Genomic DNA, 12,940 nt, shown 5'->3' on the forward strand with positions numbered 1-12,940 from the left:
CGCACGGCTGGAACTGGCCCTGGCCATGACCACACCCAGCGGCGCCATCGACCCGGAGGACCCGAACTGGTTCAAGACGGCTGTCTTCTACGAAGTGCTCGTTCGCTCGTTCGCCGACTCGGACGACGACGGCATCGGCGACCTCGCAGGCCTGACCAGCCGCTTGGACTACCTGCAGTGGCTCGGCGTCGACTGCCTGTGGCTGCCGCCCTTCTTCGCGTCCCCGATGGGCGACGGCGGCTACGACGTCGCGGACTACCGGGCCATCCAACCCGGCCTGGGCACCCTGGACGAGTTCGGCCATTTCATCGACGCCGCCCACGACCGGGGCATGCGCGTCATCATCGACATCGTCATGAACCACACGTCGACCGATCACCCGTGGTTCGAGAGTTCCCGCAGCGACCCCGACGGCCCGTTCGGCGACTACTACGTGTGGCGCAACACCCCGGACGAGTACTCCGACGCGCGGATCATCTTCCTCGACACGGAGACCTCGAACTGGACCTGGGACGAGGTGCGCGGCCAGTACTACTGGCATCGCTTCTACTCCCACCAGCCCGATCTCAACTACGAGAACCCCCGGGTGATGACCGAAATGCTCAACACCCTGCGGTTCTGGCTGGGTTTCGGGATCGACGGCTTCCGGCTCGATGCGGTGCCGTACCTGGTCGAGGCCGAGGGCACCAACTGCGAGAACCTGCCCGGGACGCACGCCATCCTCAAGCAGGTGCGCCAGATGATCGACTCGGAGTTCCCCGGGCGCATCATGCTGTGCGAGGCCAACCAGTGGCCGCGCGACGTCATCGAGTACTTCGGCGACGGCGACGAGTGCCAGATGGCCTTCCACTTCCCCGTGATGCCCCGCCTCTACATGGGCATGGAGCGCCACACGCGCGAGGCGATCACGACGATCCTGGCGTCCACTCCCCCACTGCCCGAGGGCTGCCAGTGGGCCACCTTCCTGCGCAACCACGACGAGTTGACCCTCGAGATGGTCACCGAGGACGACCGGCAGTACATGTGGCGCCGCTACGCGCCCGATCCGCGCATGAGGCTGAACCTGGGCATCCGGCGCCGCCTGGCTCCGCTCATGGACGGCGACCAGGACAAGATCCGGCTCATGCACGCGATGCTGCTGTCGCTGCCCGGCGCCCCGGTGCTCTACTACGGCGACGAGATCGGCATGGGCGACAACATCGACCTGCCCGACCGCGACGGCGTGCGCACTCCGATGCAGTGGACCGGCGGGCGCAGGGCGGGTTTCTCGCGGGCCGAGCCGGAGGACTTCTACCTGCCGCTCGTCACCGACGAACGTTACGACCCGCGTCATGTCAACGTCTCCGCCCAGACAGGAGACCCGAGTTCCCTGCTGTTCTGGCTGCGCTCAATGCTCTCCACCCGCCGTGACAACCCGGTCTTCGGCCTGGGGGACTTCATGGACCTGGGTGGCGAGAACGACGCGGTACTGAGCTATCTGCGAACCCTGAGCGACGAGACTGGCACGAGCCGTGTCCTGTGCCTGAACAACTTGTCCCCCGAACCGCAGGACATCCTGCTGTACCTGCCCAATTTCGCCGACTACCGGACCATCGACCTGATCTCCGCCCGCCACCACGAGCCGGTCGGCCCCAACCACGAGTTCAGGCACCAGCTGCCGCCGTGGGGCTATGCCTGGCTCAAACTCACCGAACCCCCCGAGGATGACAATGAGTGATCTGCTGACCGATCCGCGCTGGATCCACGCCGCGGCCTCGCGCTGGTTCGCCGGCAAGGGCTCTGCCGCCGTCCCGGTGGCCATCACGCCGTTGGACTGGATCGTGCCGCCGGGCGGGAGCGGTCCGGCAGTCCGCTCCGAGATCCTCTCGGTCGCCTACCCCGACGGCAGGTCGGAGGACTACCAGCTGCTGCTCAGCTACCGGGTGGACCGCCTCGCCGGGGCCGTCATCGGACGCGGGCTGGACGAGGGCTTCGAGTGGGTGCACGACGCCACCCGGGACCCGCAGGCCATCATCGCGCTCCTCTCGGCGATCCGCGGCGACGGCCACGGCGCCGACTGGCAGGCCCACCTGGCGTTCGACGCACTGCCCGCCGATCCGCGCCCGGTGCGCGTCTTCGAGGGCGAGCAGTCGAATTCGACCGTCTTCCTCGGCCGCAGCGCCCTGCTCAAGATCGTCCGCCGCCTGGAACCGGGCCGCAGCATCGACATCGAGCTGCACGAGGCGCTGGCGCGGGCCGGCGTGACGAGCACCGACAAGCTGCTCGGCGCCCTCAGCGCCACCCTCCCGGGTGGCGACGGTCCCGGCGTCCAGGTCGACCTGGCCATGATCACCGTGCTGATCGACAAGGCCCGGGACGGGTGGGAACTGGCCTGCGCCGAGGCGGCCGCCGGCCATGACTTCTCCGGACCGGCCGCCGGTCTCGGCTCGGCGCTGGCGCAGGTGCACGCCGCGCTGGCCGAGCAGCTCGGCACCAGCACGTTGAGCGGTGACCGGGTCGCCGACGCCATGGCCGATCGCCTGGCCTCCGCGGCGGCCGAGGTGCCGCAGCTGACGGAGTACGTGCCGGCGCTGCACGGCATCTTCGACGCGCTGCGTGGACACGACCTGCCGGCCCAGCGCATCCACGGTGACTTCCACCTCGGCCAGACACTGCTGGGGCAGGACGGCTGGCACATCATCGATTTCGAGGGCGAGCCGCTCAAGTCCCTGGAAGAACGCCGCAGCCCCGACAGCCCACTGCGCGACGTCGCCGGCATGATCCGTTCCTTCGGCTATGCGGCGGCCACCGCAACAGCCCTGACACGGGCCGACCGCGAGCGCTGGGAACGATCCTGCACGGACGCCTTCGTCGCTTCGTGGACGGGCGCCGACCAACCCAGCAGGCAGGACGATACGCTGAGCGCATATGTGGCGGACAAAGCCATCTACGAGGTGGTCTACGAGCACCGCAACAGACCCGACTGGGTCCACATACCGCTGAATACGCTCAGGGCGCTCGCCGCCCCCGGTGCGTCAGGGTCACAACGCTGATGCAGAAAGGTTTGGCCATGACTCGGATGAACTTCGGGAATCTGACCGGACAGGACCTCGAGGGTTTCCACAACGGCGGAGACACGGAGGCATGGCGGCGGCTGGGTTCGCATGTCGTCGACGTCCAGGACCCCCAGCGCGGCACCCTGCGCGGCACCCGCTTCGCGGTCTGGGCCCCGAACGCCCGCCGCGTCCAGGTGATGGGCGACTTCAACTGGTGGCAGGGCGACGACATGGAGCTCGTCCCCGGCTCGGGCGTGTGGGCGCTGTGGAAGGAGAACGTGCTCGAGGGCACGCAGTACAAGTACAAGATCCAGCACGCCGACGGCACCTGGCAGGAGAAGGTCGACCCCTTCGCCTTCTACTCGCAGGTGCCGCCGGAGAACGCATCGGTCGTGTGGACGTCCCGTCACGAGTGGGCGCCGACCGAGGACGAGTGGCTCGCCCGACGGGCCGCCGCCGACCCCTACCACTCCCAGATGAGCATCTACGAGCTTCACCTGGGCAGCTGGCGCAAGAGCCTGGACTACAAGCAGCTCGCCAAGGAACTGCCCGAGTACGTCGCCTGGATGGGTTACACGCACGTCGAGCTCATGCCGGTCATGGCGCACCCGCTGGCCGCCAGCTGGGGGTACCAGGTCACCGGCTACTTCTCGGCCGACTCCCGCTACGGCAACCCCGACGAGCTGCGCGAGCTGATCGAGGCCCTGCATGCCGCCGGCATCGGCGTCATCCTCGACTGGGTGCCGGGCCATTTCCCCAAGGACGACTGGGCGCTCGGCCGCTTCGACGGCACGGCGCTGTTCGAGCACGCCGACCCGAGGCAGGGCGAACACCCCGACTGGGGCACCTACGTCTTCAACTACGGCCGCAACGAGGTCAAGAGCTTCCTGGTGTCCAATGCCCTGTACTGGATCAGCGAGTTCCACATCGACGCCCTGCGCGTCGACGCGGTCGCCTCGATGCTCTACCTGGACTACTCGCGCAACGAGGGCGAGTGGGTCCCCAACAAGTACGGCGGCCGTGAGAACCTCGAGGCCATCGACTTCCTGCGATACGTCAACAAGCACCTGTACGAGCGCCAGCCCGGCGTCATGATGATAGCCGAGGAGTCCACCAGCTTCCCGGGCGTCACCAAGCCGGTGCACGAGGGCGGTCTGGGCTTCGGCTTCAAGTGGAACATGGGCTGGATGAACGACTCGCTCGAGTACCTTCAGCTCGATCCGATCTACCGGCAGTACCACCACAACGAGATGACCTTCGCGATGGTGTACGCCTACTCCGAGAACTACATCCTGCCGATCAGCCACGACGAGGTCGTGCACGGCAAGGGTTCCATGGTGAACAAGGTTCCCCAGGACGACTGGCGCAAGTTCTCCACGCTGCGCACCTTCTACTCGTTCATGTGGGCCTTCCCCGGCAAGCAGCTGCTGTTCATGGGCCAGGAATTCGGTGAGCGCGCCGAGTGGAACGAGGAGGCAGGCCTCGAGTGGTGGGTCGACGGCCTGCAGTGGCACCGGGGCCTGCGCGACATGATGCGCGAGATCAACCTGGTGCAGGCCGCGACGCCGGCCCTGTACGAACGCGACTGCGAGCCCGACGGGTTCAGCTGGATCAATGCCAACGACTGGATGGCCAACACCTTCAGCTGGCTGCGCTACGGCGCCGACCACGATCGCGAGATCGTGGCCTGCGTGGCGAACTTCTCCCCCGAGCCCTACGAGCAGTACGCGATCCGGGTGCCCAGGCCCGGGGTGTGGCGCGAGATCCTCAACACCTCCGACACGCGGTGGGACGGTGACGGCGGCTACGAGAACGGCACGCTGACCACCTTCGTCGGAGAGGACGGCACCGACCAGCTCATGGTGCGGATCCCCCCGCTCGCCGGGCTGTGGCTGGCCTACGACCCGGTCGCGAGCGCCGAGCAGGCCTGACAGGACCGGCTGGATCGGCTGCGCTAGATTCGCTGTGGACGCGCCGGGACCGGCCCCGCTGGGCCGGTCCCGGCCTGTCACCGCCACGAGAATCGGGAGGGCCTGCCGATGTCCGATGATTTCCAGGTGCGTGTCGTCGTCGAGGGCGACATCGGCGTCCTGCACTGGTCCGGTTACGCCGACCAGCGCACCCTCGACGAGGCCGTCTCGCTGGCGGCCGATGACTCCCTCATCGGCCGAGGCCTGCGCCGTGTCGAGGCCAGTGTCCCGGCCACCGACCGGCTCGCCCAGCGCGCCCTGCACAAGGCCGGTTTCCGCCGTGAGGGCAGGCGCCGCCGGGCCGTCCCCGACGGCAACGGCGGTTTCGTCGACGCGCTGCTGTACGCGCGTCTCATCGAGGACCAGGTCTACGGCATGGGCGCCATGACGGCGATCATGGACTCGGTCATGCCGGCGCACCGCATCATCGGCCACGTCATCATCCGTGACGAGATCGACCGGATCCTGTTCGTCGAACCCACCTACAAGGAGGACTGGGAGCTGCCGGGCGGTGTCGTCGAGGTCGACGAGTCGCCCCGTGACGGCGCCATCCGCGAGGTGCGGGAGGAACTGGGCGTCGAGATCGCCGTGACGGATCAGCCGCTGGTGGCCGACTGGATGCCGCCCTACCTGGGCTGGCACGACGCGCTCGAGTTCATCTTCGACGGCGGCCGCATCGCCGCCAGCGACATCGAGACCTTCGTGCCCCCGCCGGAGGAGATCCGCGACTACCACTGGGTGGCACCCGCCGAGATCCCCCTGAGGGTCAAGGACTTCTCGGCCCGGCGCATCGCCGGCATCCTGGACGGCACCGGCCTGGGCTACACCGAGGCCGGCTCCCCCGTCGACCCCGGCCAGTCGCCGGGCTGAGCCCGGTTGCGAACGATCGACGACCCGTTGAACCGGACAGGACCGTCAGTCGCGGGCCCGCCCGCGCATCCCCAAGGGGCCCTGCCCGGCTGCGCCGTTCGGAGCGAGGTGGGCGGATCGGTCGCCCGATCCGCCCACCTCATGTCGCCCGTCGCCGTCCGAGGACCGGTCGACGGGAACCGGTCAGCCCCCGAGGGCCTCGGAGACCACCTGCCGGGCGCCGTCCTGCAGCTGGGCGAGGTGCTCGGCGCTGCGGAAGGACTCGGCGTAGATCTTGTACTTGTCCTCGGTGCCGGAGGGCCGGGCGGCGAACCAGCCTCCGTCGGTGGTCACCTTCACGCCGCCGATGGCCGCCCCGTTGCCGGGTGCCTCGGTGTAGATGTGGGTGATCGGGTCACCGGCCAGCTCGGTGGCCTTCACGTCGGCCGGTGAGAGGGCCTTGAGGCGGGCCTTCTGCTCACGGGTGGCGTCCGAGTCGATACGGGCGTAGTGGTAGTCGCCGAACTCGGCGGCCAGCTCCGCGTAGCGCTGGCTCGGGGTCTGGCCGCACTTGGCGGTGATCTCGGCCGCCAGCAGGTCCATGATGAGGCCGTCCTTGTCGGTCGTCCACGTGGCCCCGCCCAGTTCCAGGAAGGACGCACCGGCCGACTCCTCGCCGCCGAAGCCGAGGTCACCACTGATGAGACCGGGCACGAACCACTTGAAGCCGACCGGCACCTCGACGAGGGTGCGGCCGAGCTTGGCGGCCACGTTGTCGATCATCGAGCTGGACACGAGGGTCTTGCCGATGGCCGTGCCGGCCGGCCAGCCCGGGCGGTTGCCGAACAGGTACTCGATGGCGACGGCCAGGTAGTGGTTCGGGTTCATGAGACCCGCATCGGGCGTGACGATGCCGTGCCGGTCGGAGTCGGCGTCGTTGCCGGTGGCGATGTCGTACTTGTCCTTGTTGCTCACCAGTGACGCCATGGCGTTCGGGCTGGAGCAGTCCATGCGGATCTTGCCGTCGGTGTCGAGCGTCATGAAGTACCAGGTGGGATCGATGACCTTGTTGACGACGGTCATCGAGGGAATCAGGTTCTCGGCGATGTACTCCCAGTACTGGGCGGAGGCGCCGCCGAGCGGATCGGCGCCGATCCGCAGTCCGGAGGCCCGGATGGCCTCGATGTCGACGACGTTGACCAGGTCCTGGCAGTAGGCGGTGCGGTAGTCGTGGCGCTCCACCTGGGCGGCGGCCTGCTCGTAGGGGATGCGTTTGATCGCATCGAGATCGCCCAGCAGCTCGTTGGCACGGGCGGCGATCCAGCCGGTGGCATCGGTGTCGGCCGGGCCCCCGTTCGGCGGGTTGTACTTGAAACCGCCGTCGCGCGGCGGGTTGTGCGAGGGTGTCACGACAATGCCGTCGGCCAGGTCCGTGCTGCGTCCGCGGTTGTGGACGATGACGGCGCGCGACAGGGCGGGGGTCGGCGTGTACTCGTCCTCGCGCTCGGCGATGACGTGCACGCCGGCCGCGACGAGCACCTCGATGGCGGTCTTCCAGGCCGGCAGGCTCAGGCCGTGGGTGTCCTTCGCGATGAACAGCGGGCCGGTCGTGCCCTGCGCGGCACGGTACTCGACGATCGCCTGGGTGATCGCCGCGATGTGGGTCTCGTTGAAGGCGCCGTCGAGGCTGGCGCCGCGGTGTCCCGAGGTGCCGAAGACGACTTGCTGGTCGGGGTTGGCGGGGTCGGGCTTGATGTCGTAGTAGGCGCCGATCACTGCGTCGACGTTGATCAGATCGGAGGGGAGAGCCGGTTTCCCGGCGCGTTCGTGTGCCATGAACCCATCTTCCCCCACTCGGGGCCGTTGTGCTCACATGTTCGCCCATCGGCCCTCGGTCCGGTCGCCGTGGCGGGTCGGCCGGCTCACCCGATGTCTGCGGGCCGGACAGGACGGCGCGGTGGAACAATTGGGGGCATGAGTCAACCGGTGAATCCGAATCAGGCCCCCGGCCAGGCGCGGCGTCCTGCCGGCGGCGCGGCCCCCGCCAGCGCGTCCTTCAGCCGTCCTGGTGCCGTCGACCTGTCCCAGATCGCGGCCCAGGCCTCCGCCCAGCAGACGTCCCCGGATGCCCCGGCCAGTGCCGGCAGCTACACGGTCGAGGTCACCCAGGCCGAGCTGAACTCGGTGCTGCAGCAGTCGATGAACTACCCGGTGGTGATCGCGCTCCTGTCGGGCGCCGACCCGGGATGTCAACAGCTGAAGGCGACCCTGACCCGGATCTCCGACGACGACGCCGGCCGCTGGCTGTTGGCCACGGTCGACGTCGACACCCAGCCGGGCATCGCCCAGGCCTTCCAGGTTCAGGCCGTCCCGACCGTCATGGCGATCATCGGCGGTCAGATCGCGCCGCTCTTCCAGGGCACGGCCGATGAGCAGCAGGTGCGCGCCGTCCTCAGGCAGGTGCTCGACACGGCCGTCGCCAACGGCGTTGCGGGCCGCGTCACCCCGGTCTCGCACCCGGACGCCGGACCCGACCCGAGGTTCATGAAGGCCGACGAGGCCATGGCGGCCGGTGACTACGCCACGGCGATCGCCGAGTACGACAAGCTGCTCGCCGCGAACCCGAAGGACCACGAGGCGGCCGCTGCCAGGGCCACCGCGGCGATGCTCCAGCGCAGCCCGCTCGATGGCGGCCAGGACGCCATCGCGGCCGCCGACGCCGACCCGCAGGACATCGACAAGGCCTTCGCCGCGGCGGACGCCGAGATCATCGCCGGTGACGCCGGCAAGGCCTTCGGCCGGCTGATCGGTCTCATCCGCGCCACGGCGGGTGAGGACCGGGAACGCCTGCGCGTGCGGGTCCTCGAACTCTTCGAGACGATGGACCCGGCCGATCCCGTCCTGCTGGCTGCGCGACGCGATCTCGGCTCCGCCCTGTTCTGATCTCCTTGGTAGTGGGGCCGTCCCCGCCGACCGGAACCGGCTGCCGGCCCGGACCGGTGGGGACGGCTCTCCCCCTCGACGGGGCCTGCCGAAAACCACGGCCCTGCGCCGTCGGCGACTGATGTTCTGTGCGATGATGCCCCCATGGAAAACGAAGATCTCTTCACCTGCATTGACCACATCGCCTACGCGTGCCCCGACGCAGACGAGGCCGCCAAGTTCTACATCGAGACCTTCGGCTGGCACGAGATCCACCGTGAGGAGAACCCCGAGCAGGGCATCCTCGAGATCATGATGGCCCCTGCCGCCGAGTTGACCCCCGACATGACCCAGGTCCAGATGATCAGTCCGATCAGCGAGACCTCCACCACCGCCAAGTGGCTCGAGCAGCACAACGGTCGTGCGGGCCTGCACCACATGGCTTGGCGCGTCGATGACATCGACGCCGTGAGCGCGACCCTGCGTGAGCGCGGCGTCCGTCTGCTCTACGACGAGCCGAAGATCGGCACCGGCGGCAACCGCATCAACTTCATGCACCCGAAGTCGGGCCGCGGCGTCCTCATCGAGCTCACCCAGTACCCGAAGAACGACTGAGACCTCAACCGGTCCGGTCCTGCACCGGCCCTGCCGGTGTGATCCAGGTGTGGCGCGCCCGTCCCGGGCGCGCCACACCTGTGTCAATACCGCCCGCGGGCGACCGGACTCGCCGGCTCTCCGCCGGCCCACACGGCATGGCCGCGCAACGGCGCACCGGGCCGGCCGGTTCGCGTGCGCGAACCGAACCCCGCCGCGACGCCCCAGAACGTGATGGGGATCTCGGCATCCATCGCACGGCGCAGCGCCGTCGCCGCGCCACCCGCCCGAGTGAACCCATGAGGACCCTGCCGCGAGGACCGTGGAGAGTGTCACCTGAAGTAGTCCGGGTACTCCTCGAAGGGGTCGTGCTCGCCGTGATCGACCCAGCCGCTCGCGACCTGCTCCGCGGTGATGCCGGGGAACAGGACCGCGTGGCCGGTGAAGCCCTCGTCGACGTACCACAGGACCAGATCGGGGTCCGGGTGCAGCGACCTCACCCACGCCGCCACCGCTGCGCTCTGATCCAGGTTGCCGTCCACCGAGATCATGTCGTTCGGGAAGTGGATCACCGTGAAGGATGGGGCGCCGACCGGGCTCACATTGACCTCAGCGTCGCTGATCCTTTCTGCGGGATCGTCCTCGAACGTGCGGCAGCCCGGCCACTTCTGCCGGGCGTGACGCAGGAAGGCCTCGGCGTCGAGCATGTGCTGGTCTGATGTGACCGTGATCACCATGAAGCCGACGCCCATGCCGAACCCCCTTCGCCCACCGGCACGCTACCGCAGGCGGCTGCGTTCCGGACGCGAGACCGCTTCTGCCGGGGCCGGGCGACCCGTAACATGATGGGCCACGATCGCCGACCGTTCGAGAAGGGAGGATCCTCGTGGAGGAGAGCACCGATGACCCCGGCGCGACACCCCCGCCGGATGAGGCTCTCACCGTTCTCCGGGAGATCTCGGCCCGGCTCGGCACCATGGAGCAGCGCCTCGCCCGCCTCGAGGCGAGTCGGCGCCCTGCCGCCGCGCCACCACGCCCCCCGGAGCCGCCGACCGCACCCGTGCCGCCGGCGCAGGCGTTCTGGGCCGCGCCGGCCGTCCCCGGGGCGCCACCGGCTCCCGGTGCTCATCCGCAGCAGCCGCTGACGGGCCCGCCGGTGCCCGGTGCCGGGCCCGCACCAGGCCAGTTCCCCGGCACTGCCCCGCCGGTATCGTCGGCCGCCACCCCGCCTCCCGGCGCCCGGCTCCCCGTTCAGCCTCCCGACGGCCATCTGCCGCCGCCACCTGCCGCGCCGGCCGCCGCACGGCTCGAAGCCGGCACGGAGAACAGGGTCGGCAAGTACCTCCTGTCGGGGGCGGCCGCCCTGCTCGTCCTGCTGTCGGCAACCACCCTCATCGCGATGTGGTGGGAGGCGATTCCCGATCTCGTGAAGGTCTCCACCGTCTTCGTCATCGGGGTGGTGCTCACCGTCATCGGGACGTGGCTGGCCATCCGCCGCCCCGGCAGCGTCCTGCACGCCGCGACCGTGACGGGGATCGGTGGCGGACTCGGATTCGTCGGGCTCATGGGGGCCTCGCTGCTCCACCTCGTGGCGCCGATCCCCTCCTTCGCCGCGCTGAGTGTGTGGACCCTCGTCCTGCTCGGTCTCGCCGCGCGCACCCGGCTGGTCTTCACCATCGTCATCGTCGCGCTCGGCGGGGTGGCGACGACGGCTCTCGCCGCCGGGCAGGCCGCCGAGAATCCCGACCAGGCCCTCCTCGCCCTGCTCCTCATGGTCGCCTACGCCGGTGCGACCAGCCTGACCTCGGCCGTGGTGGTCCGCTCCGTGCCCCCGCCGTCCCGCCCCGGGTATCTCCTGGCGCCCCTGCTGCTCATCATCACCACGGCCGTCCTCCTACCCATCGAGGCCGCCCACTGGATCTTCGAGCCCGGGGTGCTCGCCGGTGTCGGACTGCTCCTTGCCATCCTCATCGGGCACGTCCTGGTCCTCACGTCTGCCGCGTTCGCCGCTCACGGCGCGTCGCCGCCCTCACCGGCACCACCCGGGCAGGAGCACCGCCCCGCAGCTGCTCAGCGGCCGACCCAGTGGGCCGCCAGCTGGCTCAGCGTGCCTCTCGTCCCGTTTCTCCTGGTCGCTCGGCCCGGCGGACTCGGTTCCTCCCTGAGCCTGGACGCGTTCTCCTACCTCATCCTCGCAGTCCTGGGCGTCACCGCACTCGCCCAGACCCTGCTGGCCTCCCTCCGCGCCGCCTCCGGGGCCTGGGCCTGCCACTGCCTCTTCGCCGCGGCCCTCCTGGCCGGACCGATCGGCATACACCTGGGCAGCGAGCGCACGCCACTGCTGCTCGGCGCGACCCTCCTCGTCGCGCTACTCGCCGAGCTCCCGGTGGTCCTCGCCGGACGTCAGTCGGGGGTGTGGGCCTTCGGCGTGCTCGTGTTCGCCGCGGGAGCGCTGCTGTCGGACCGCTGGGCGCTCGCCGCCGTCATCCTCGCGGCTGCGCTCGCCGCCATCGGGGTCGCGCTCGTCGTCGACCGACGGTCCGGCCAGAACAGCGCCGTGCGCGCGACGAGCGTGCTCGTCGCCGTCCTGCTCGTGTGGCGGGTTCCCGCCGCCGTGGGGTCCGTCGCGGACGGCCTGGCGCTGTCGACGCAGCAGGCGATGACCCTCAACTGGGCCCTCAGCGCGCTGGCATTCGTGGTCCTGTCGGCGCTCGGCCTGGGCGCGGGGCTGCACGGGCCCGTCGCCCTTCTCACCGGCCGCTTCGCCGGCGCCCGGGCCGTCATCGTGCCGGCCGCCCTCCCGGGCGGGACGTACCGCTCCTCGTCCCAGTCCGCCTGGGTGCTCGCCGTCCTCATGTGGGTGTGGTCCTGGCAGCTGGTGCCGCTGGCCGACTGGGACTTCTGGGACGTGACCGCCCCCGGTGAACAGGTCCAGCGTCTCGTCCTCGCCGCGGCCCTCCTCGCCCTCGCGGTCACGTTCGTGTGGCTGCTGGCGCCGCTGGTCGCCCTGCCCCTCCACGGGCTCGCCACCGCATCCGGGGGCACGTGGTTCGTGGTCCTTGCGACCTGCCTGGCGAGCAGATCGGGCGCGGCGGGTGTCCCGGCGGGCATCGCGATGCTCGTCGCCGGGGCCCTGTCCATCGTGCTGGGCTTCCGACAGAGGGCGCGGGCCGTCCGTCTCTACGGATTGGTTCTCGTCATCGTCATGGTCCTCAAGTTCGCCTTCTGGGACATCAGCGCGCAGAGTTCGCTGACGAGGGTCGTGTCACTGTTCATCGGCGGTCTCATCTGCTTCGCTCTGTCGGTGCTGTACGCGAGGGCGGACGCCCAGTGGGGCACGGCCCCCGGCCCGTCCGACCCGCCTCCACCGGGCGCGCCGCAGGCGGGGCACCAGGGAACGCCGCCCGTCGGCACCTACCCGGCTGTGCCCCAGGGCGGTGCCCGCCGGCCGCACGGCGGTCCGACTCGGGTATGACACGCCCCGGCGCCGGCTCCCCCGGTGGTGTCCGGGGACCGGCCCGGCGCGCCGTGCCGCACGAAGGGGGCACCACCCCGAACGGAGCCGGACCC

Annotated in this window: 9 protein-coding genes; 7 read left to right on the forward strand and 2 right to left on the reverse strand. The window is 69.9% G+C overall.

Translation table 11 applies throughout. From position 1 onward, the window contains the following. The first annotated feature begins 25 nt into the window (after positions 1-25). From treS to PROPJV5_RS00925, 4 genes are all read left to right on the forward strand, one after another. On the forward strand, positions 26-1,717 hold the full coding sequence (gene treS / locus PROPJV5_RS00910) for a maltose alpha-D-glucosyltransferase (protein ID WP_239018357.1): 1,692 nt from the start codon (positions 26-28) through the stop codon (positions 1,715-1,717). Further along, the gene (locus PROPJV5_RS00915; RefSeq protein WP_182858513.1) at positions 1,710-3,032 is read left to right on the forward strand and encodes a phosphotransferase; all 1,323 of its coding nucleotides are present in this window, start codon (positions 1,710-1,712) and stop codon (positions 3,030-3,032) included. The genes treS and PROPJV5_RS00915 overlap by 8 nt, the downstream gene beginning before the upstream one ends. Before the next feature lie 17 nt (positions 3,033-3,049). Next, a complete protein-coding gene (gene glgB, locus PROPJV5_RS00920; protein WP_119714467.1) occupies positions 3,050-4,966 on the forward strand; it encodes a 1,4-alpha-glucan branching protein GlgB in 1,917 nt (638 codons plus the stop codon). A 108-nt stretch (positions 4,967-5,074) separates the two neighbouring features. Next, a complete protein-coding gene (locus PROPJV5_RS00925) occupies positions 5,075-5,875 on the forward strand; it encodes an NUDIX hydrolase (RefSeq protein WP_119714468.1) in 801 nt (266 codons plus the stop codon). Between the two features lie 183 nt (positions 5,876-6,058). On the opposite strand, the gene pgm is transcribed toward PROPJV5_RS00925, so the two are convergent. After that, on the reverse strand, positions 6,059-7,690 hold the full coding sequence (pgm, locus tag PROPJV5_RS00930) for a phosphoglucomutase (alpha-D-glucose-1,6-bisphosphate-dependent) (protein WP_119714469.1): 1,632 nt from the start codon (positions 7,688-7,690) through the stop codon (positions 6,059-6,061). Positions 7,691-7,828: 138 nt separating this feature from the next. Between pgm and PROPJV5_RS00935 the strand changes: the two genes are divergently transcribed. Next, positions 7,829-8,797: a tetratricopeptide repeat protein gene (locus PROPJV5_RS00935; RefSeq protein WP_182858514.1), complete on the forward strand. Its 969-nt coding sequence runs from the start codon at positions 7,829-7,831 to the stop codon at positions 8,795-8,797. A gap of 144 nt (positions 8,798-8,941) precedes the next feature. Then, positions 8,942-9,391: a methylmalonyl-CoA epimerase gene (gene mce / locus PROPJV5_RS00940; RefSeq protein WP_119714471.1), complete on the forward strand. Its 450-nt coding sequence runs from the start codon at positions 8,942-8,944 to the stop codon at positions 9,389-9,391. A gap of 311 nt (positions 9,392-9,702) precedes the next feature. Here mce and PROPJV5_RS00945 read toward each other — a convergent pair whose 3' ends face one another. Next, positions 9,703-10,122 carry a hypothetical protein gene (locus PROPJV5_RS00945; protein ID WP_220474281.1) on the reverse strand — a complete coding sequence of 140 codons (420 nt, stop codon included), beginning with the start codon at positions 10,120-10,122 and terminating at the stop codon, positions 9,703-9,705. Between the two features lie 134 nt (positions 10,123-10,256). Between PROPJV5_RS00945 and PROPJV5_RS00950 the strand changes: the two genes are divergently transcribed. Next, entirely contained in the window at positions 10,257-12,845 is a 2,589-nt protein-coding gene (locus tag PROPJV5_RS00950) for a hypothetical protein (protein ID WP_119714472.1), read from the forward strand. The last annotated feature ends 95 nt before the right edge of the window (positions 12,846-12,940 follow it).

The sequence above is a fragment of the Propionibacterium ruminifibrarum genome, from assembly GCF_900289195.1.
Classification (GTDB): Bacteria; Actinomycetota; Actinomycetes; order Propionibacteriales; family Propionibacteriaceae; genus Propionibacterium; species Propionibacterium ruminifibrarum.